The sequence below is a fragment of the Flavobacterium beibuense F44-8 genome (genome assembly GCF_000769915.1).
GTDB classification, from domain to species: Bacteria; Bacteroidota; Bacteroidia; order Flavobacteriales; family Flavobacteriaceae; genus Flavobacterium; species Flavobacterium beibuense.
Map to the genome: position 1 here is coordinate 117,912 of NZ_JRLV01000004.1, position 21,519 is coordinate 139,430.

Consider the following 21,519-nt stretch of genomic DNA (forward strand, 5'->3'; position numbering starts at 1 on the left):
GCAATTATTACTACTGTGCTATCGGTACCTCCATCTCCATGTAGGTGTTATGTCCGTCGGCATTTTTACCTGTATAAAACTTAAACAGGTACGAAGTTCCGTTATAATCAGGATTGCATGAAAACGTAAATGAGGCCTCTTCAGGGTCTAAACTTTCAAGGCTTTCACAATTGGCATCTTCAATAACCAGTGTTTGCACGGCTATTACAAGCGCATTACCATCCTGACTATAATAGAACCCATCATAAAAATAACAGTCTGTAGGCCTTTTGTACTTTACGTTTATCTCATAGGTTTCCCCATGCACAAAGTATTCCGGCATAGTTACTTCCACGGCAGGTACAAACTGCACATGGAACTGCGGATTATCCTCGTCCATTGAGCATGAAGTGATTAAAAATAAAGCAACAAAAAACAAAACCAGCTTTCTCATAAAAACCTTTTCAATTCTATTATACAAATATGATGCTAAAATGCACAAAAGGTTGCGTTTAAACATAAAAAAAACCCGAAAAAATTCGGGTTTTTAACTTTATTTAGGCAACACTTGCTTTAATTGCCTCTTTTATTTTCTCTTCAAGCTCATCGGCGAGTTCCGGATTATCCTTAATCAGGGACTTCACAGCATCCCTTCCCTGCCCCAGTTTGGTGTCGCCATAGCTAAACCACGAACCTGATTTCTTAACGATGTCAAACTCAACCGCAAGATCCAGTATCTCACCCGTTTTGCTTACCCCTTCGCCATACATAATGTCGAACTCGGCAGTTTTAAACGGTGGTGCCACTTTGTTTTTCACAACCTTAACTTTAGTGCGGTTACCTATTACATTCTCCCCGTCTTTAATTTGTGACGAACGACGAATGTCCAGCCTTACCGAAGCATAAAACTTAAGTGCGTTACCACCCGTAGTGGTTTCAGGGTTACCAAACATAACTCCGATTTTTTCACGCAGCTGGTTAATAAAGAATACCGTACAGTGTGTTTTACTAATGGTAGCGGTTAGCTTACGTAACGCCTGTGACATAAGACGTGCATGCAGACCCATTTTTGAATCTCCCATCTCTCCTTCAATCTCACTTTTTGGCGTAAGTGCCGCAACCGAGTCAATTACCACAATATCAATAGCACCCGAACGGATAAGGTTTTCGGCAATTTCCAGTGCCTGCTCCCCGTTGTCCGGCTGTGATATGATAAGGTTCTCAATATCTACTCCTAATTTTTCGGCATAATGACGGTCAAAAGCATGCTCGGCATCCACAAACGCAGCAATACCACCGGCTTTTTGCGCTTCGGCAATAGCGTGCAGGGTAAGGGTTGTTTTACCTGATGATTCCGGACCGTATATCTCTATTATCCTTCCGCGCGGGTACCCGTTTACCCCAAGGGCAAGGTCTACACCCAGCGATCCCGAAGGGATAACCTCCACTTCCTCTACGGCCTGGTCGCCCAGTTTCATTACCGTACCTTTACCGTATGCCTTGTCCAGTTTATCCAGCGTTAGCTGCAGTGCCTTTAATTTGGCTTCTTTATCTCCGCTCATGTTTTGCTTATTAATTTCCAGTAAAATTAGTGCTTTTTTTTGTCGTAGCAATATTAATAGAAAAAAATCTTATATGAAAATTTTCTTTTAAAAATGTTAGACTTTTTTTTGTACATTTAGCAAAACTTAAATCACACCCTATATTATGAGCTTCTTTAAAAAAATATTTTCTTCCAATAAAAAAAATGATGAAAAAAAACCAGTATTCCCTAAAGAGATAATGACTGATGAGTATTTCGAAAAAAGATATTTAAAACATACAATAGAGGAAGAGATTATAGAGGGCTCGATGAAAATGGTTAAAGGCTACTTCATTGATATGCATATTGAACCTGCCAATGTTCCAATTTATTACCCCGAAAATTTAGACAAAGCCGTTAACGAAGGATTAGGGTTTCATTTTTACTGCCAGGGTCTCAAACTGGAAGATAAAGAAATCTTATTTTTTTTAGCTGTTAATTTTAGCCGTTACATGAATGAACAATACGGTTTTGAGCTCTATCAGGACACTGAAACAGAAACGCCTTTGCGTGGCATGAACTTAAAATTTGATAAAGACGGGGCTTTAATCACCTTATATCCTTTAGAATATTCATTAAAAGTATTAAACGGAACTTCAAGTTTTACTGAACTAGAGAATAAAGTAAAACCACATCTTGAAAACCTTCCAAGTGTAAAAAACATACTTGATTCACTTAATTCGCTCAAAAAATAGCATAATTTGCCAATTAACTGATTTTCCCTATCTTTGCCGCCCGGTTCTTCCATTTAGAGCCGGGAATATAGATACATAGATATCACATAACTTTCTGAAACTTAAATTTTTGTATAGCATGCAACTGTTCAACACTTTAAGCGCCGAAGAAAGAGCCGAGCTTATAGAGCAATCGGGCAAGCAGCGCCTTACGCTGTCTTTCTACGCTTACGCGCACATTCAAGATCCGCAACAATTTAGAGACGACCTGTTTAAGGCCTGGAACCAACTGGAGGTTTTAGGTAGGATATACGTGGCTAAAGAGGGTATTAACGCCCAGCTTTCGCTTCCTGCCGATAATTTTTATGAGTTTAAGGACTTTATAGAAACCTATCCTTTCATGAAAGGCATTAGGCTAAATGTAGCGGTAGAGCAGGACGACCTTTCGTTCCTGAAACTTACCATCAAAGTGCGTAGTAAGATTGTTGCCGATGGCCTTAACGATGATACTTTTGACGTAACCAATAAAGGGGTACACCTTAAAGCAAACGAGTTTAACTCCATGCTTAGCGACCCTAACACCATAGTGGTGGATATGCGTAACCACTACGAGAGCGAAATAGGTCACTTTGTTGGCGCTATTAAGCCCGATGTTGATACTTTTAGGGAATCCCTGCCAATTATAGAAAACCAGTTAGCCGAGCATAAAGACGATAAAAACCTGTTAATGTACTGTACAGGGGGTATCCGTTGTGAAAAGGCAAGTGCTTTCTTTAAGCACAAAGGGTTTAAAAACGTATACCAGCTTGAAGGCGGTATTATTGAGTACACCCGTCAGGTAAAAGCCGAAGGTATAGAAAGCAAATTCATAGGTAAAAACTTTGTATTTGACCACCGTTTGGGCGAGCGTATTACCGATGACATTGTATCGCAGTGCCACCAGTGCGGTAAACCGTGTGACAACCACACCAACTGTGCTAACGAAGCGTGCCACCTGCTGTTTATTCAGTGTGACGAGTGTAAGGCTGCCAGCGAAAACTGCTGTAGCGAAGCCTGCCAAGAAGTAATACACATGCCGGAAGAGGAGCAAAAAGCACTTCGCCGCGGTATTATGAACGGTAACATGATCTTCAAAAAAGGAAAATCAGAGAAACTGACTTATAAGAAAACCGGCGATGCCGTAACCAGCACACCGCTTGCTAAGGCAAAAACGGTTAAAAAGGTAAGAAAAGTACTTGTAGGTAAGGGAGACCACTACTTCACAAAAGCGTCTATCGCTCAGTTTACCATAGAGAACCACGAACTTAACACCGGAGATAAAATCATGATTGTTGGCCCTAGCACAGGGGAGCAGGAACTGGTTTTAAACAAAATGTTTGTTAACGGTAAAGAGGGTAATACTGCGGTAAAAGGTGACAGAATTACCTTTGAGGTTCCGTTCAGGATACGCCTTTCAGACAAGCTGTTTAAGGTAACAGAATAAAACATATACCAAATACATATAAAAGCCTGCACAATGTGCGGGCTTTTTTATTGCAGGCACTGATAATCAGGCTTCACAACAGGCTTTGCGCTTTATGATTACATTCACGAAATATTAGGTTAAAAATACTATCTTTACACACAAAATCATTTAAGAATCAGTAGCGGTTTCATCCGCGATCAATATATATTTTAGAAATTATGGCATGTACAAACTGTTCTACGGGCTCCAAAGACGGAACGCCCAAAGGATGTAAAAATAATGGGACTTGCGGGACGGACAGTTGTAACAAACTTAGTGTTTTTGACTGGCTTTCTAATATGAGCCTACCGGGTGGTGAAGAGGTATTTAACTGTGTGGAGGTTCGCTTTAAAAACGGAAGAAAAGACTTTTACAGAAATAACGATAAACTTACGCTAAGCATGGGCGACATTGTCGCTACCGAAGCTTCGCCGGGTCACGATATAGGCATTGTAACCCTAACCGGAGAACTGGTTAAGGTACAAATGAGAAAAAAGAATGTAGATCCTAACGGGGAGGTACTTAAAATATACCGCAAAGCAACCCAAAAGGATATTGATATATGGAGCGAAGTACGCAACAGGGAAGAACCTATGAAGGTTATTGCCCGCGAGCTGGCTATTAAGCTTAATCTTGAAATGAAGATATCAGATATCGAGTTTCAGGGCGACGGTTCTAAAGCTACGTTCTACTATACCGCTAACGACCGTGTGGACTTCCGTCAGCTAATTAAAGATTATGCGAGGGAGTTTGGTATCAGGATCGAGATGAAGCAGGTTGGTTTCCGTCAGGAAGCAGCAAGGCTTGGAGGTATCGGTTCCTGCGGTAGGGAACTTTGCTGCTCTACATGGTTAACCGACTTTAGGAGTGTAAACACTTCTGCAGCGCGTTACCAGCAGCTTTCGTTAAATCCGCAAAAACTGGCCGGGCAGTGTGGTAAGCTTAAATGCTGCCTTAACTACGAGCTGGACACTTATCTTGATGCACTTAAAGAGCTACCGGATCTTGACACTAAGCTGTATACCGAAAAAGGTGATGCTATTTGCCAGAAGGTAGACATTTTTAAAGGACTTATGTGGTTTGCCTATACTAACAATATGGCACACTGGCATGTTATTAGTGCCGATCAGGTTAAGGAAATTGTAGACCTTAATAAGGAACACAAGCGTATTGCCGCGCTAGAAGATTATGCTGTTGAGCCAGACACTACAAGCGAGGATAGTATTGAGAAAAGCTTCCAGAATGTGGTGGGTCAGGACAGTCTTACGCGTTTTGACAAACCGAAAAACAAAAAGAAAAGACCTTCTTCCAAAAAGAAAAAGGTTACGGCTGACGCTCCGGCAACAGAAAAGCCTGCTAAAGCAGCTAAACCTAACCAAAACCGTAACAACGGTAACGGCGGCAATAATAAACCTGCTAACAAACAACAGGGAGGCGGCGCTCCTAAAGAGGGGGGTAACAGGCCAAACAACAAACAGGGAGGTAATAATAACAGGAGGAAAAAACCTTCTAACAACAACAATAATAAACCATCATCTGATAATAAAAATGCTGATAAGAAATAGCCTTATAGCCTTAGGACTGCTTTTCCTTACCGCATCTTGCGACAAAAAGCGCGTATTTGACGACTACAAGGCCTTTAACGGCACATGGAATAAAGACAGTATCGTTTCGTTTCAGTTTGAGCAAAACGATACCGTTTCTCCTTACAATATGTTTGTTAACATAAGAAACAACAACAATTACCCGTTTAATAATATATTCCTTATTGTAAACCTGGAACAACCAAACGGTGTTACGGTTACCGATACGCTGGAATACATGATGGCAAACCCAGACGGTTCGCTTATGGGTAAAGGTTTCTCTGATGTTAAGGAAAGTAAGCTTTGGTACAAGGGCTTTGATGGAGATTATAATTTCCCTAAGGCCGGTAACTACACCGTGAGCATTGAGCAGGCGGTTAGAAAAGCGGGCAGCATACCTGGTGTAGAGGAACTGGAAGGTATTACCGAAGTGGGTTTCAGGATAGAATCTAAAGAAGAATAAAAAAATAGTTATGGCAACAAATAAAAAGGGTGCTGCAAATAACAGTAAGCAACCGGAAAATTTCTCCAAGTACATTAAAACATTCTGGAAGATATACATCGTTGGGGTACTGATGGCTGTATTCTTTTTCCTTTTTGCTTCGTGGGGGCTGTTTGGTCACATGCCTACCTTCGAGGAGCTGGAAAATCCGGAGTCTAACGTTGCTACCGAGATTATTTCTTCAGATGGTGAAACACTGGGTAAATTCTACACCCAAAACCGTACTCCGGTAAAGTTTGCCGATTTGCCACAAAATCTTGTTGATGCATTAACCTCAACAGAGGATGAGCGTTACTACGATCACTCGGGCATTGATGCCAGGGGTACTATGAGAGCCGTTGTGTTTTTAGGACGTGATGGTGGTGCCAGTACTATTACCCAACAGCTTGCCAAAAACCTTTTTCATGGAGAAGGTTCCAAAAACCTTATCATGAGGATAATCCAGAAAGCAAAAGAATGGGTTATTGCTACCCGACTGGAAAAACAATATACTAAAGACGAAATTCTTGCCATGTACCTTAACACGGTAGATTTTGTTAATCAGGCCGTAGGTATACGTTCGGCTGCAAAAATATATTTTGGTAAAGAACCTAAAAACCTTACAGTAGAAGAGTCGGCTGTAATTGTAGGTATGCTTACCAACCCTTCCCGATTTAATCCTAAATCACATCCTGACCGATCTAAATACAGAAGAGACATTGTTTTCCATCAGTTAGCAAAAAACGATTTTATTACCGAGGAGGAGAAAAAAGCATTACAGGCTAAACCAATTGAACTACACTATAGCCCGGAAACGCATAACGAAGGTATTGCTACTTACTTCCGTGAATACCTAAGGGAATTTATGGGTAAATGGGTAAAGGATAATCCTAAAGAAGACGGAACCGAATATAACATTTACAAAGACGGTTTAAAGATATATGTAACCATTGACTCCCGCATGCAAAAGTATGCTGAGGAAGCAGTACAGGAACACCTTGCCAACCTGCAGGAACAGTTTTTTATTGATAACAAAAACAATAAAAACGCTCCTTTTAGAAACATCTCTCAGGAAGAGACAAAAAGGATAATGGAAAGGGCCGCAAAAAACTCTGACCGCTGGAGAATGATGAAGGCCGAAGAGAAAAGCGATGAAGAAATACGCAAGTCATTTGATGTAAAAACCAAAATGAGGATTTTTACATGGAAAGGCGAGAAAGATACCATTATGACTCCTATGGATTCCATAAGGTATTACAAAAACTTCCTTCAAACCGGTATGATGTCTATGAGACCACAAACCGGCCATGTTATGGCATGGGTAGGCGGTATAGATTATAAATACTTTCAGTACGACCACGTAGCGCAGGGAGCAAGACAGGTAGGTTCTACCTTCAAACCATTTGTATATGCTACAGCTATAGAGCAGTTGCACATATCGCCTTGTGACTCTATTAATGATTCGCCTTATACCATGCCAAAAGGTAAGTTTGGTATTGAGCAACCCTGGAGCCCAAGAAACTCTGACGGAAAATACAGAGGTATGATTCCGTATAGTGAAGCACTTGCAAACTCTGTAAACACGGCTTCGGCAAAACTTATGGAACGTGTAGGTCCAAAAACAGTGGTAGATCTTACCCATCGTCTGGGTATTACATCAAACATCCCTGAACAGCCTGCTATTGCATTGGGTGCCGTAGATGTTACCGTAAGCGAAATGGTTGCTGCCTACAGTACTTTTGCAAATCAGGGACTATACATCAAACCAATAGTAATTACTCGTATTGAAGATAAAAACGGAGTGGTACTTTACCAGCCGGTAGCAAAACCGGTAGAGGTATTTAATAAAGATATTGCTTATACGGTTATTAAACTTCTTGAAGGTGTTACCCAAAGCGGATCTGGTAGAAGGCTTCGATTTGGTAAGATAAACACCGAGGTTTATAAACGTATAACAGGACATCCGTACCAGTTCTCTAACCCTATTGCAGGTAAAACAGGTACAACACAAAACCAGTCGGACGGTTGGTTTATCGGTATGGTACCCGATTTAGCAACAGGGGTTTGGGTAGGTAACGACGACCGCGCTGCCCACTTTAGGTCTATTACATACGGTCAGGGTGCTACCATGGCACTGCCAATATGGGCATTATACATGAAAAAATGTTACAATAATGCTGACCTTGTTGTTTCAGATAAAGACTTTGAACGTCCGGAGAATCTAACCATAGATGTAGACTGTAAAGAGAAGAAAGAAACAGAAGTAGATTCCACCGCAGTAAAACAAATAGATTTAAGCGAATTCTAAATCTCATAAAAAAACGCCCTTCAAGAGGGCGTTTTTTTATATATTTATCCCTCAAAACTAAAATACATTGTATGATTAATAAAAAAGTACAAAACGTTGAGGAAGCTTTACGCGATATAAAAGACGGGATGACTATAATGCTGGGTGGTTTTGGCCTTAGCGGTATTCCTGAAAACAGTATTGCCGAACTGGTAAAAAAAGGCACTACTAACCTAACCTGTATTTCAAACAATGCCGGAGTGGATGATTTTGGTCTGGGACTATTACTACAGAAAAAGCAAATCAAAAAAATGATTTCTTCTTATGTGGGTGAGAATGCCGAGTTTGAAAGACAAATGTTAAGCGGTGAGCTTGATGTTGAACTTACTCCACAGGGAACACTGGCAGAAAAATGCCGTGCTGCGCAGGCAGGTATCCCTGCATTCTATACTCCTGCCGGATATGGTACCGAAGTAGCAGAAGGTAAAGAAGCGAGAGAGTTTAACGGTAAAATGCATATTCTTGAAGAGGCCTATAAAGCCGATTTTGCTATAGTAAAAGCCTGGAAAGGTGACGAAGCGGGTAACCTTATTTTTAAAGGCACTGCCAGAAACTTTAACTCCTGTATGGCAGGGGCAGCAACAATAACTGTTGCCGAAGTGGAAGAACTGGTTCCCGCAGGTGAGCTTGACCCTAACCAAATACATATTCCGGGAATATTTGTGAAGCGTATTTTTAAAGGAGAAAAATACGAGAAAAGAATTGAGCAACGTACAACCAGAAAACGTAATTAATCATGGCATTAGGTAAAGAGCAAATCGCTAAAAGAATAGCAAAAGAAGTAAAAGACGGATACTTTGTTAACCTTGGTATTGGTATCCCAACCCTTGTTGCCAATTATGTAAGGGAAGATATATCGGTAGAATTCCAGAGTGAAAACGGTGTACTGGGCATGGGTCCTTTCCCGTATGAGGGAGAGGAAGATGCCGATGTTATCAATGCAGGTAAACAAACCATAACCACATTACCGGGCGCTTCATTTTTTGATTCGGCAATGAGTTTTGGTATGATCCGCGGCCAGCACGTAGACCTTACTATTTTAGGGGCTATGGAAGTAGCTGAAAACGGAGATATTGCCAACTGGAAAATCCCGGGTAAAATGGTAAAAGGTATGGGTGGTGCTATGGACTTAGTAGCTTCTGCCGAAAATATCATCGTAGCCATGATGCATGTTAACAAAGCTGGTGAATCTAAACTTTTAAAAAGATGTTCGCTACCGTTAACCGGTGTAGGCTGCGTTAAGAAAATTGTTACCGAGCTTGCTGTTCTAGAAATAGTACCGGAAGGCTTTAAACTATTGGAACGTGCTCCCGGCGTAACTGTTGAAGATATTAAAAACGCTACCGAAGGAACCCTGATTGTTGAAGGTGATATTCCTGAAATGGTAATAGACTAATATTTAAAATAGCCCTACAGTTTTTATTAAAGTTGTAGGGTTTAAATTTTTATTCAATGATTCCTAAAAACATCACTAAAGACCATATACTATCAGCGATAAAACGTATAGATAGTGAGATCATAGATTCTAAAAGAAAAGAAAGAAAGTGGGCTGTTGAATATAACCATAAGATATATCCTTGTAAATTAATAATATCTTATGCAAATGTATTTGCCAATAATGAAGAACTAGACCCTTCTCCTAATGTATTTACGACCTACATGGCTCAAGATTATTTAAAGAAATTCAATTTCAAAATCATAAAATTGAATACTAATTAAAATCTTGTGTCAGAGTCCTAAGAATTACTTCTTTCTGAAACTGCAAAAGGTGAAATTCTGTATTGTATCAAACGGAGTTTTATGATCCAGGTTAATACATTCTATAGTATCAAAATAAGGTTCAAAACGTGAAGCCAAACCTTCTTTGGAGTATTGCTTAATTTCGATACCGCTGCATTTTAAAGGTCCGTTTTCCGAAAAAGTCCCGATAACTACAATACCATTATCAGCAATGGCTTTCACAGCATTGCTAATATAATTAGCAACATCATTATGATTGGTCAGAAAATGAAAAGCGGCACGATCAAACCAAAAATCATATTTTTCGGCAGGGGTAAATTCGGTAATATCACTTACTATCCAGTTCACTTTACCGGCATTCTCACCTAATCTTTCCTTTGCTCTTTCTAAAGAGGCTTCAGAAATATCCAAAACCGTAATATTGGTATACCCCAACTCCAAAAGCGCATCGGCAAAAAAGCTGTCTCCTCCGCCTATGTCAATAATCTTTGCGTCCTTAGGTAAATTGAATTTTTGTACATAACCCAAAGCCGTTTCGGGATTGGGCTGGTACCAGCTTACCTCGTTAAGCTGTTTTGTAGTATATATATTTTCCCAGTGTTTCTTTCTGTCAAATTCGGTAGTCATTATCAGTTTCCTTTTGGTATAGCTTCAATAAGCTTTTTAGTGTATTCCTTTTCCGGATGTTCATACAAGGCATCGGCCTCATTCATTTCCTCAATCTGTCCTTTATTCATTACCAGTACCTGGTCGCTCATATATTTAACCACAGCAAGGTCGTGTGAAATGAAAATATAGGTAAACCCGAAATTCTCTTTAAGTTCGTTTAACAGGTTAAGCACCTGTGCCTGCACCGAAATATCGAGCGCGGAAACCGACTCGTCACAAACAATCAGTTTAGGTTGCAGGGCAATGGTACGCGCAATGCCTACTCGCTGACGCTGCCCTCCCGAAAACTCGTGCGGATAACGGTTAAAATGTTCTTCTCCCAGTCCTACCCTTTTAAGTATTTCGATGGTTTTTTCCCTTCGTTCCCTATCATTTTTATACAGCCCGTGTACCTTCATAGGTTCCATTATGGCTTTACCCACAGTTATCCTTGGGTTTAGGGACGAATAAGGATCCTGAAATATAATTTGTATTTCCTTGCGGAGTTCCCTTATCGCAGATGCACTGAGTTTGGTAAGATCCTGTCCTTTATAGAGAATACTTCCGGCAGTGGCCTTATCCAGTTGCAGTATGGCATTACCAAGTGTAGATTTACCACAACCCGACTCACCCACTAATCCCAATGTTTCGCCTTCATAAATTTTAAAGCTTACATTATTCACCGCCTTGAATTTTACATCACGACCAAACAGTCCGGATGATGATACATATTCCTTTTCCACATTAATTACCTCTAGTAATGGTGGCTTGCTGTATAGCTTTTCGTGCTCTTCCGTACGCTGTTGCGGAGTCACCTCGGTTTTATCAACTGTCCCTTCAAGATAATCCTGAATGGTAGGCAGTCTTTTAAGGCGTACATCCAGCGATGGCCTCGAGTTTATAAGCGCTTTAGTGTAGGTATGTTTCGGGTTCTCAAATATCTCTGTTGCTACTCCCTGCTCCACAATATTACCTTTGTACATTACCAGTACCCTATTGGCAATTTCAGATACCAGCGACAGGTCGTGCGAAATGAATATAATACTCATTTTGGTTTCCTGTTGCAGCTCTTTAAGCAATAGTATTATTTCTTTTTGTACGGTAACATCGAGCGCCGTTGTTGGCTCATCGGCAATAAGTATTTTGGGCTTACAGGCAATAGCCATAGCTATCATGACCCTTTGCTTTTGCCCTCCCGAAATCTCGTGCGGATAACGGTTGTATATTTTTTCGGGGTTTGGGAGTTTTACCTTTTCAAAAAGGGAAAGCACCGTAGCCTTAATTTCTCTTTTTGAGAGTGAAGTATGTTCCTTGAATATTTCCTCTACCTGATAACCGCATTTAAGCGACGGGTTAAGTGAACTCATCGGTTCCTGGAATATCATGGCTATATCATTACCTCTTATATTCCTCATCTCACGTGTGGTTAACTGCGAAATGTCCCTGCCCTCAAAAGCAATACTTCCCTGTGTTACCTGTAGTATGCCTTTGGGCAGCAGTCCCATCACTGCCAGTGAGGTAACCGACTTACCGCTACCCGACTCGCCCACTATACCCAGTATCTCGTTTTGTTCCAATGTAAAGGTACTGTCGTGCACAATGGGCGTCCATTGTCCTTCTTTTCTGGCCGAGATTGTAATATGGTTTATATTTAGCAGGCTATCGCTCATGTGGTAAAATTAAAGGTTTCCTAAAAATGGGTTTGTAACAAAAGTAACCTTTTATACGTGTATTATTTCCTCTTCTATTAAAAGGTCCTCACGACGGAAACGCAGTAATATCTGTGCTACCGCAATAACGTCCTTTTCACAGTAGGTTACAATACGGTCTATATCTTTTTCTATATAATACACCTCGCCTACCTGGCTACCGTCTATATCTCCTTTTGGAGAGGGTATACCCAATACTTTGGTAAGCAGTTTTAATGAGGTGAAACTTTTATAATCACCAAACTTCCACAACTCCATGGTATCCAAATGTGGTACTTCCCACGGTTTTTTACCAAAAAGGTTCAGTTTGTTAGGGATGGTGATTCCGTTTATTATCATCCTTCGGGCTATAAAGGGAAAATCAAACTCCTTAGCATTGTGCCCGCACATAATGTGTTGTGGCTGACTGAAATGATTGTTTAACAGGTTACTAAAATCCTTTAATATCTTATCTTCCTCCCCAAAAAAGGAAGTAACCCTAAAATGCCTTATGTCACCACGAAAAGTAAAGAACCCCGCCGAAAGACAAACTATCTTACCAAACTCAGCCCAAATACCGGCACGGTCATAAAATTCCTCGGGAGTGTATTCATCCTTACGCTGGTAAGCTGTTTTTTGTTCAAACAGCGATTGTGTTTCCTCGTCCAGCAAACCAAAGTGCCTTTCCTCAGGAACGGTTTCAATATCTAAAAAAAGTATATTTTCAAGGTTTATCCTCTCTATCATAAATTATTCCTCCTTTTGGGCTTCTTCCATAGTCATTTGCAGGCTGTTGCCTTTACCCTCGTCAGGTTTAAGCATTCCCATCATTTTATAAGCCTCATCTACATACACATAAAAGTCGTTACTATGTGGGTCCTGTGCTGTTTGTAATCCTTTTGTATGCCCCAAGCGTACGATAATCACATTATCCTGTGGTACTACAATTACAAACTGCCCCAAATGTCCACGCATGTAATACATTTTTTTATTTAGGTACTGGTTTATCCACCAACCATAACCGTATTGTGGTGACTGCGGGAAGCGCGGTGTTACCATTTTGTTCACGTAAGCCGAATCGATAATCTGGTTACCGTTCCAGTTCCCTTCATGCAGAAACAGTTTACCAAAACGGGCAAAATCACGCGCATTACTGGCAAAACAACAGTAGGCTTTTTCAATTCCGTTTGGTTCATCAAGCTGCCATAACGCAGGATTTTCTGCACCCATAGGTTTCCAGAATTTATCCGACACATATTCAGACAGTGTTTGCCCCGTAGCTTTGGTAATCACCATGGCCAGCAGTTCGGTTGCACCACTTACATACACAAATTCTTTACCCGGCTCCTGGGTTACTTTAACATCAAGCACCGTTTTAGGAAGGTTGTCATCAAAGTAGGCACGGGTAGTTACCGAAAACGGACTGCTGTACTGCTCACCCCAGTCCAAACCTGTAGCCATAGACGAAAGGTCGCCCACAGTAAGTTCGGCGGCATAACCTTCTTTATATTCAGGATAAAAATCAGACACCTTTTGGTCAACACCTTTTATCTTTCCTTCCATAATGGCTTTAAAAAGTGCTGCCGAAACAATACTTTTTGCCATGGAGAACGAATTGGTCTTGGAGTCCTTACCATAACCGTCGTAATAGCTTTCATGCCAAATACTGTCGTTTTTAATAATTAGGTAGGCTACCGTCCCCAGTTTTTGGTGGGTATCCTCCAGTCTTTCGGTTGCAGGAACTTTGTTATAATCTATGTGGGTTGCCCAGGGTTGCCCTGTACCGTTTTCCACCACACGGTTATCAAAGTACTCATAATCATCTAAAAAGGCGGTGGTTTTACCGTTAAGGTAAACTACCCTTACCGCTTTTATTAAATAATCTACATTAAATATATATAGTAATGCTACTATGGCTGCAATGACTACAACAAGCCATATAATGAATTTTTTAAGAAATCTCATTAGGTTGGTTTTAATGACTATGGTTACGAATTTACATAATTTTTGCTACCATAGCACCAAACCGGTATACGGATTGTGTTAAGAAAAAACCGAGTTAGAAAAGGGACTGTTGCTTTACAGGATTTTCATGCTCCAGCAGCCATTTTTTACGCCACAGTCCGCCCGCATACCCTGTAAGTGAACCATCGCTCCCTATAACACGGTGGCAGGGTACTACTATCCATAACGGGTTTTTACCATTAGCACTCGCCACTGCCCTTATAGCTTTTATATCTCCCAGTTTTATGGAAAGATCCTGATAAGAAGTGGTTTTACCAAAAGGTATTTCCAGCAGGGCATTCCATACCTTTTTCTGGAAATCGGTACCGTGAGGGTTGAGCTTAAAACTAAAATCAGTTCGCGTGCCGTTAAAATATTCCTGTAGCTGCCGGGCTACCTCTTGTAGTTCCTGCGGTATGGTTTCAGATTGTTTGATATCCTTATCATCCAGAACAGAAATTTTAGACACACCCTCTACATCCCCTTCTATAAGGGTAATACCAAGAGGTGATTCTATATATGCTTCTGCCATGATAAGGATATTTAAAGGATTAAGGAAACCTACTTAATCTTCGGCTTCCAGTTCAAATATTTCGTTTACACTTATTTTAAACAACTGTGACAGCTTTAATGCCAATGCGGTTGAAGGTACATATTTACCCTTTTCCATAGCATTAATGGTTTGCCTGCTCACACCTATTTTATCGGCAAGATCCTGTTGTGTAAAATTATGTATAGCGCGTTGTACTTTTATATTATTCTTCATCTGTCCCTGCCTTGTTAAGTTTATAAATATTGTAGCGAAACAGGATGATAAAGATAAGAAGCTGTGAGAACATAATGGCACTCATCACTGTTAGAAATGGCATTCCGTAAATAAACATATAGCTCAATACAATAAGAGCATAGTTTATTATTGTGGCCCATACCAAACTGTGTAAACGTACAGATGTTACCATTTCATCTTCATATTTCTCTTTAGAAAAGGCGAATATTATACCAAATACAATTGTAAGTATAACAAGTATTTCATCTGTAACAGAGTCTTCTATCCAGCCAAAGTTTTTTGTTTCACCTAATAGTCCGTAATCTGCAACTATAGCAAAGACCTTTGTCTTTATAGGAAACTTTTCAAACCCATCTAAAAAATAAAGCAGTGTTAAAACAATAAAGGAAATCAGGAAAATAATACCACTAATCTTTTTTAGCCTGTACGGAAATAAATAGTTCGTTTTCATGTTGATTGATTTTAAGTTAAGAACCAAATGTAAAACAAATTTTTCATAATGTAAAACAAACTTTACATTATGGGGTAAAAAAAACCATCAGTTCCCTGATGGTTTCTTATCGAATTGCTATGAAAACTTAGTTATTGCTGAGCAACAACTTTACCTTTAATCGTAAGTACTTTTTTCACGTCGCTATCGTTAGTAGTAACTGTAATAGTTTTAGTAAAGTTACCCGGATTAGCTGCATTGTAAGTTGCAGTTACGCTACCTGTTTCTCCCGGTTTGATAGGAGTTTTAGTATAGTTAGTAGCTGTACATCCGCAAGATGCTTTTACGTGAGTAATTAATATAGTTTGATCTGTAGTGTTTTTAAATGTAAACTCGTGAGATGCAGGATGACCTTTTTCTACCTCACCAAAGTTGAATACGTCTTCAGTCCAGGTGATTTTTGATGGTTCAGAAGTTTTAGCTTCTGTAAGGTTCGTCACTTTTTTAGCAGTCGCTGTTTGAGCATTTGCTGAGTTAGAAACAAAAAATAACGCTCCTACCACTGCAAATAATGAAAGTTTTAATGTTTTCATAATTTGAATTATTAAATTTGGTTAATACTGTTTTTCGCTTTGTAATATCACAAATATATTTACTAAAATCCACAAATTTGTTAATCAGCTTCAAACTCTTGTTAATAACATGTTAACGTGTTGTACAGTAGCGTTTTTTAGAGTAATATCGACCTTATAAAATGGGTGTTTTGAAATTCAGCAAACTAAATATAGTCGTATTTATAGGATTTATCGCCATAGCCGGGGTACTAATCATGCAGCTGCTTATGCTAAATCAGGCCTATACTTTTGAGAAAAAGGAAATTGGCGAAAAAATACACTTTGCCCTGCAGGATGTGGTAAATAAAATATACCGCGACAATAACAGTGACCTCCCTGCTGCTTCTCCTATTAAAAAAGTATCGGAAGATTATTATGTGGTAAACGTAGATGATGCCTTTGAGGCTCCTATACTGGAATACTATCTTAACCTGGAGTTCCAAAAGGTAAAACTGGACATGGATTATGAATATGCCATTTACGACTGCGCGTCAGACGAGATGGTTTATGGAGAATATATTACAGACAACGGCACTTCGGTCAAAAACGAAAAGAAGTGTGAAAACTGCTTTACTAAAAAAGAAGGGCTGGTATATTACTTTGCCGTGCGTTTCCCCGATCTTAAATACAGTTATATTTCGTCACTACAGCAATACTGGATATACACAGGAGTACTGTTCCTGGTACTGGTTATTTATGTATATTCCGTTTTCCTAATGCTGAAGCAAAAAAAGTACAGCGAGCTCCAAAAGGACTTTATCAATAATATGACGCATGAATTTAAAACGCCATTGTCGTCCATACTTATTGCGTCTAACTATGCAGTAAAACAACCGGAAATAGAAGCTAACCCAAAGCTCAATAAATATTTAGACATTATTATTGAGCAAAGCAACAAGCTCAACCAACATGTGGAGAAGGTATTGAACGTGGCGAAGTCTGACGGAATGCACCGCGGTATTCATAAAAAGGAATTCAACATTATGGACTCCCTACAGTTGGTTAAAGATAATGCCCTGCTTAAATACAATCATGCTACCATAAATCTTAACAGCGCTAGGGGCGATTACAATATATATGCCGATGAATTCCACTTTTATAATATAGCCTTTAATATAGTGGAAAATGCTGTAAAATATGGTCCTAACGGAAGTACACAGGTAAATATTAACCTTGTGGAAACACCTAAAAAACTGGAAATACGTTTTACCGATAACGGTCCGGGTATCCCTAAAAGCCATTTGGATTATGTTTTTGACCGATTTTACCGTGTACCGCGTGAAAACAAAGAGGAGGTTGAAGGCTTTGGTCTCGGATTATTTTATGTAAAAAAAATATGTGATCTTCATAAATGGAAAATCAGTATTATAAACAACCCTGATAAAGGTATTACCGTAACCATTGCCATACCTAAAAAGAGCATACTATGAGCAGGAAAAAAATACTCTACGTAGAAGACGATAACACTCTGGCTTTCCTCACATCAGACAATTTGGAACAGCATTATGAAGTGGTACACTTCGCTAACGGAAATGAGGCTTTTGAAGCTTTTAAGAAAAATGCTTTCGACCTGTGTGTACTGGATATTATGTTACCGGGAATGGACGGGTTTGACCTCGCTGCAGCAATACGCGAACTGGATGTGGAAATCCCTATTATTTTCCTTTCGGCAAAAACCCTTAAGGAAGACCGTATTAAGGGACTTAAACTGGGCGCCGACGATTATCTTGTAAAGCCTTACAGTATTGAGGAGCTTATCTTAAAAATTGAAGTGTTCCTGCAACGTAGCCAAAAGCACGTGGCAGCAAAAAATAGTACCCACACCATTGGTGCTTTTGTATTTGATCCTGAAAATTATGCCCTGACCAAAGGGAAAGAAACCATAATGCTAACCGAAAGAGAATCGGCACTACTAAAACTGTTTATAGAACATAAAAATACCATACTGAAACGTGAAGTGATACTCAAATCGCTATGGGGTACAGATGATTATTTTATGGGACGAAGTATGGATGTGTTTATTTCCCGATTAAGGAAAATTTTCCGTGAAGATGAAAGCATCCGTATAGAGAACATACCAAGAATAGGGTTTAAACTGGTAGCCCCCGAGTAGTAATCAGTGTTCGATAACCGGCACAGCAATTACCGAACACCAATACCTGTATTACTTTTCAATAATACTGTACATATAATCTTCCAGTGCTTTCAGCTCTTTGTCTGAAAAGTTTTTGGTAATTAAAAAGTTGGTTTTCATTACCTCATATTGTGACGGATCTACCAATGGTTCTCCTTTTCCTTTTAGAAACTGAACCATATCTCCGTTTTTCTCTTTATATATCCGGGCTATTTCAGCTATGCTTGGCCCAATCACTTTTTTATCGGGTTTGTGACAGGAAAAACAATTCCCCTTGCCGTTAAAAATATCACGCCCTAAAGCTACTGAAGGGTCTTGGGATATACCCGCAGCTTCAGCTCCTTCATCAGACGATTTAGTGGTAACAATAGTTTCTTTTTTCTCTTCCTGTTTACATGAAAACAGCGAAACAGTTAATAGCAGTAGTAGTAATTTTTTCATGGTATAAAAATATGCCCCAACAGGTTGTGATGAGGCAATATAATGTTATTTGTTTAAAAGTATAGCGGCTTCCTTAGCAAAATAAGTCGAAATAATATCGGCTCCTGCACGCTTAATACAATGCAGTTGCTCCAGCATTATCCTGTCGTGGTCCAGCCAGCCTTTTTCGGCAGCAGCCTTAACCATGGCATACTCTCCCGAAACCTGATATACCGATACCGGAACATTAACCGCATTTTTAACCTCGCGTACAATATCAAGATAAGCGATACCCGGTTTTACCATTACAATATCGGCTCCTTCTTCCACATCATGCAAGGCTTCCTTAATAGCCTCAATACGGTTGGCATAATCCATTTGGTAGGTTTTCTTATCTCCAAACCCGGGAGCAGAATCAAGTGCGTCCCTAAACGGTCCGTAGAATGATGAAGCATACTTAGCACTGTAACTCATGATACCCACATTGTGATGCCCATTTTCTTCCAGCGCCTTACGGATAGCCAGCACACGACCGTCCATCATATCACTTGGTGCAACAAAATCGGCACCAGCATCGGCATGGCTTAAACTCATACGGGTAAGTGCATCAACGGTAGGGTCATTAAGTATCTCTCCGTTCTCCACAATACCGTCATGACCGTAAATAGAATATGGATCAAGAGCCACATCAGGCATAACTACCATACCCGGCACAGCATCTTTTATAGCTTTAATGGCCTGCTGCATCAGTCCGTCTGGATTCCAGGCTTCCTTACCGGTATTATCTTTAAGGTTATCGCTAACCTTTACATAAATATTTACTGCCTTTACCCCAAGACTCCAAAGCTCTTTTACTTCCTTAACCGTTAGATCTATGGAACGACGGAAAATACCCGGCATAGACGGTATAGGGATTTCTACATTTTGCCCTTCGGCAATGAACATAGGGAACATAAAATCGTTTGGTGTAAGAACTGTTTCCCTTACCAGCGCACGCATGGCTTCGGTTGTTCTTAATCTCCTGTTTCTGTGTATAGGGAACATGTATTTGTATATTTAAATTTTTATTTTCTCTTTTATCTCTTCTGTTTTTTCCTTCAGGAATCTTGGCGGATCAAACCTGTAACCAAAAAACACCGTGCCGTAAGCAATAGTATCGTCCATATTTACAGCCGTATCGGCATTATGGTTAGATGCTAAAACTTTAGCATAAACCCCGCCATAAAAGGTTTCAGAATTATATCCCAATGATAGTGTTAAACCTGCCTGTGTCAAAAAATCGGTATCGCTAATACTACCGTCTTTAGTGTACGTCACCCCGGCACCTAGCGACAGGCCTCCGGCAATAAGTATGTTTTTTGCCACTACCCAGTTGTAATTGTAAGCCGGAGATAGTGCCACATCCAGAAAATAACTTTTACCTCCCAGTTGCGGTTCTTTCCTACCGTTAAACTCGGTATAATAATAACTTAGTGACGGCGCAAAACTCCCCGTACTTTTAAGCTGCCTTTCGTTTTGAAAAGCCAGTGCCCTAAACGAATAATTATCGTTAAACACATAACTGGTGCTACCGCCTATTTTTATGGTTTTTAATCCCGACAGGTATACGCTTTCATAATCATCTACCTCCAGCGAAATACCTTTTTGATAATACAGGTCAAAATGCTGCATCCACTTCCCTAAAAACAGGTTAAGCCCGAATGAAGTCATCTTACTATCCCTGTTATCCTTATTCTCTGCAAAGAACTTAGGGGCAAACCCCAAATTAAACGATATAAAATCGTACTGAACCGATACGCCCAGTGTCCTTCTTTCATTAGGAACCATATTTATAGTTGTTCCTATATCTTCATAATCAAGGGTAAACTGATTTGAGGTATTGAGCGTAAACAGCTGTACCGATAACTTATCTGGAAATTTTTGGATATAGGCACTGGTAATACTGTCGGCCTGTGCAAAGCAACCCGAGCCAGTTAGCAATAGCGCCCCTATAAATCCTTTTATACCCAATTAACCGGTTTCATTAATACTTCTATCAATTTCTCTTCCTCACTACCCTTTTCAGGATGGTGGTCGTATACCCATTGTACATGTGGCGGCAAGCTCATAAGGATACTCTCTATTCTACCATTGGTTTTAAGCCCAAAAAGCGTACCCTTGTCATGTACCAGGTTAAATTCCACATAACGGCCACGGCGTATTTCCTGCCATGTCCTGTTCTCTTCTGTATATTCTGTATCTTTTCTTCTTTCAACAATAGGCACATACGCCTCAAGGAAACTGTTACCCACTTCGGTCACAAAGCCATACCAGTTTTCCATACTAAAGCTATCGGTAGCCTTACAGTGGTCAAAAAACAGTCCGCCTACGCCACGCGCCTCATTGCGGTGTGCATTCCAGAAATAGTCGTCACACTGTTGCTTAAATTTAGTATAAAATTCCGGATTATGCTTGTCGCAGGCTGTTTTACAGGTTTGGTGGAAGTGTTTTGCATCTTCCTCAAAAAGGTAATAAGGCGTTAAATCCTGACCACCGCCAAACCAACTGTTTACCAGGTTACCTTCTTTATCATACATTTCAAAATACCTCCAGTTGGCATGCACTGTAGGTACAAACGGATTTTTAGGGTGTATTACAAGACTCAGTCCGCAGGCAAAAAAATCAACATCGCCTACATTAAAATAAGTCTGCATTGCCTTAGGTAACGGACCGTGTACGGCAGAGATATTCACTCCTCCCTTTTCAAACACATTCCCGTTTTCTATAACACGGGTACGACCACCGCCACCTTCAAGGCGTTCCCATAGGTCCTGCCTAAATTTTGCTTTGCCGTCTACCGCTTCCAGCTTTGATGTTATGGTATCCTGTAAATCCTGTATGTATTGGTAAAATTTATCTTTCATG

At 40.1% G+C, this 21,519-nt stretch carries 23 protein-coding genes; 9 read left to right on the top strand and 14 right to left on the bottom strand.

The genetic code is table 11. The features are described from left to right. Positions 1-10: 10 nt before the first annotated feature. Complete coding sequence (locus Q763_RS04125; RefSeq protein WP_157499312.1) at positions 11-433, bottom strand: hypothetical protein; 423 nt, start codon at positions 431-433, stop codon at positions 11-13. A 103-nt stretch (positions 434-536) separates the two neighbouring features. Continuing rightward, on the bottom strand, positions 537-1,541 hold the full coding sequence (recA, locus tag Q763_RS04130) for a recombinase RecA (protein ID WP_035131522.1): 1,005 nt from the start codon (positions 1,539-1,541) through the stop codon (positions 537-539). A 145-nt stretch (positions 1,542-1,686) separates the two neighbouring features. On the opposite strand from recA, the gene Q763_RS04135 reads away from it, so the two are divergent. The 7 genes from Q763_RS04135 (at position 1,687) to Q763_RS04165 (ending at position 9,546) form a co-directional block, all read left to right on the top strand. Next, complete coding sequence (locus Q763_RS04135; protein ID WP_035131524.1) at positions 1,687-2,256, top strand: hypothetical protein; 570 nt, start codon at positions 1,687-1,689, stop codon at positions 2,254-2,256. 118 nt (positions 2,257-2,374) lie between these two features. After that, a complete protein-coding gene (gene trhO, locus Q763_RS04140; RefSeq protein ID WP_035131526.1) occupies positions 2,375-3,718 on the top strand; it encodes an oxygen-dependent tRNA uridine(34) hydroxylase TrhO in 1,344 nt (447 codons plus the stop codon). Positions 3,719-3,918: 200 nt separating this feature from the next. Then, positions 3,919-5,304, top strand: a complete 1,386-nt coding sequence (locus Q763_RS04145; RefSeq protein WP_035131528.1) for a PSP1 domain-containing protein — start codon at positions 3,919-3,921, stop codon at positions 5,302-5,304. Beyond that, the gene (locus tag Q763_RS04150) at positions 5,288-5,785 is read left to right on the top strand and encodes a gliding motility lipoprotein GldH (RefSeq protein ID WP_035131530.1); all 498 of its coding nucleotides are present in this window, start codon (positions 5,288-5,290) and stop codon (positions 5,783-5,785) included. Before Q763_RS04145 ends, Q763_RS04150 begins: the two co-directional genes overlap by 17 nt. 10 nt (positions 5,786-5,795) lie before the next feature. After that, positions 5,796-8,111, top strand: coding sequence for a penicillin-binding protein 1A (locus Q763_RS04155; RefSeq protein ID WP_035131531.1), 2,316 nt, complete (start codon positions 5,796-5,798; stop codon positions 8,109-8,111). Positions 8,112-8,182: 71 nt separating this feature from the next. Next, entirely contained in the window at positions 8,183-8,884 is a 702-nt protein-coding gene (locus Q763_RS04160) for a CoA transferase subunit A (protein ID WP_035131533.1), read from the top strand. Positions 8,885-8,886: 2 nt separating this feature from the next. Beyond that, a complete protein-coding gene (locus Q763_RS04165; protein WP_035131535.1) occupies positions 8,887-9,546 on the top strand; it encodes a CoA transferase subunit B in 660 nt (219 codons plus the stop codon). Positions 9,547-9,893: 347 nt separating this feature from the next. On the opposite strand, the gene Q763_RS04175 is transcribed toward Q763_RS04165, so the two are convergent. From Q763_RS04175 to Q763_RS04210, 8 genes are all read right to left on the bottom strand, one after another. After that, entirely contained in the window at positions 9,894-10,517 is a 624-nt protein-coding gene (locus Q763_RS04175; protein ID WP_035131539.1) for a class I SAM-dependent methyltransferase, read from the bottom strand. Between the two features lie 2 nt (positions 10,518-10,519). Continuing rightward, complete coding sequence (locus Q763_RS04180; RefSeq protein WP_035131541.1) at positions 10,520-12,208, bottom strand: ABC transporter ATP-binding protein; 1,689 nt, start codon at positions 12,206-12,208, stop codon at positions 10,520-10,522. A 51-nt stretch (positions 12,209-12,259) separates the two neighbouring features. After that, positions 12,260-12,973: a 3'-5' exonuclease gene (locus Q763_RS04185; RefSeq protein ID WP_035131543.1), complete on the bottom strand. Its 714-nt coding sequence runs from the start codon at positions 12,971-12,973 to the stop codon at positions 12,260-12,262. A gap of 3 nt (positions 12,974-12,976) precedes the next feature. Beyond that, positions 12,977-14,191 carry a serine hydrolase domain-containing protein gene (locus Q763_RS04190; RefSeq protein ID WP_035131545.1) on the bottom strand — a complete coding sequence of 405 codons (1,215 nt, stop codon included), beginning with the start codon at positions 14,189-14,191 and terminating at the stop codon, positions 12,977-12,979. A 94-nt stretch (positions 14,192-14,285) separates the two neighbouring features. Then, positions 14,286-14,762, bottom strand: a complete 477-nt coding sequence (locus Q763_RS04195) for a methylated-DNA--[protein]-cysteine S-methyltransferase (protein ID WP_035131547.1) — start codon at positions 14,760-14,762, stop codon at positions 14,286-14,288. Between the two features lie 33 nt (positions 14,763-14,795). After that, entirely contained in the window at positions 14,796-14,996 is a 201-nt protein-coding gene (locus Q763_RS04200) for a helix-turn-helix transcriptional regulator (RefSeq protein WP_035131548.1), read from the bottom strand. Beyond that, positions 14,986-15,468, bottom strand: coding sequence for a hypothetical protein (locus Q763_RS04205; protein WP_035131550.1), 483 nt, complete (start codon positions 15,466-15,468; stop codon positions 14,986-14,988). The genes Q763_RS04200 and Q763_RS04205 overlap by 11 nt, the downstream gene beginning before the upstream one ends. A gap of 131 nt (positions 15,469-15,599) precedes the next feature. Further along, positions 15,600-16,040 (bottom strand): DUF1573 domain-containing protein, encoded by a 441-nt coding sequence (locus Q763_RS04210; protein ID WP_035131552.1) that lies wholly within the window; start codon positions 16,038-16,040, stop codon positions 15,600-15,602. A gap of 170 nt (positions 16,041-16,210) precedes the next feature. Between Q763_RS04210 and Q763_RS04215 the strand changes: the two genes are divergently transcribed. Further along, complete coding sequence (locus Q763_RS04215; RefSeq protein WP_035131821.1) at positions 16,211-17,491, top strand: sensor histidine kinase; 1,281 nt, start codon at positions 16,211-16,213, stop codon at positions 17,489-17,491. Beyond that, the gene (locus tag Q763_RS04220) at positions 17,488-18,174 is read left to right on the top strand and encodes a response regulator transcription factor (RefSeq protein WP_035131554.1); all 687 of its coding nucleotides are present in this window, start codon (positions 17,488-17,490) and stop codon (positions 18,172-18,174) included. Before Q763_RS04215 ends, Q763_RS04220 begins: the two co-directional genes overlap by 4 nt. Before the next feature lie 51 nt (positions 18,175-18,225). Here Q763_RS04220 and Q763_RS04225 read toward each other — a convergent pair whose 3' ends face one another. The 4 genes from Q763_RS04225 to hemF are packed head-to-tail and all read right to left on the bottom strand — an operon-like array spanning position 18,226 to position 21,518. Continuing rightward, entirely contained in the window at positions 18,226-18,636 is a 411-nt protein-coding gene (locus Q763_RS04225) for a c-type cytochrome (protein WP_035131556.1), read from the bottom strand. Positions 18,637-18,681: 45 nt separating this feature from the next. Continuing rightward, a complete protein-coding gene (gene hemB / locus Q763_RS04230) occupies positions 18,682-19,659 on the bottom strand; it encodes a porphobilinogen synthase (protein ID WP_035131558.1) in 978 nt (325 codons plus the stop codon). A 12-nt stretch (positions 19,660-19,671) separates the two neighbouring features. Further along, entirely contained in the window at positions 19,672-20,625 is a 954-nt protein-coding gene (locus Q763_RS04235; protein WP_035131559.1) for a DUF4421 family protein, read from the bottom strand. Beyond that, on the bottom strand, positions 20,616-21,518 hold the full coding sequence (gene hemF, locus Q763_RS04240; protein ID WP_035131561.1) for an oxygen-dependent coproporphyrinogen oxidase: 903 nt from the start codon (positions 21,516-21,518) through the stop codon (positions 20,616-20,618). Before hemF ends, Q763_RS04235 begins: the two co-directional genes overlap by 10 nt. Between the last annotated feature and the right edge of the window lies 1 nt (position 21,519).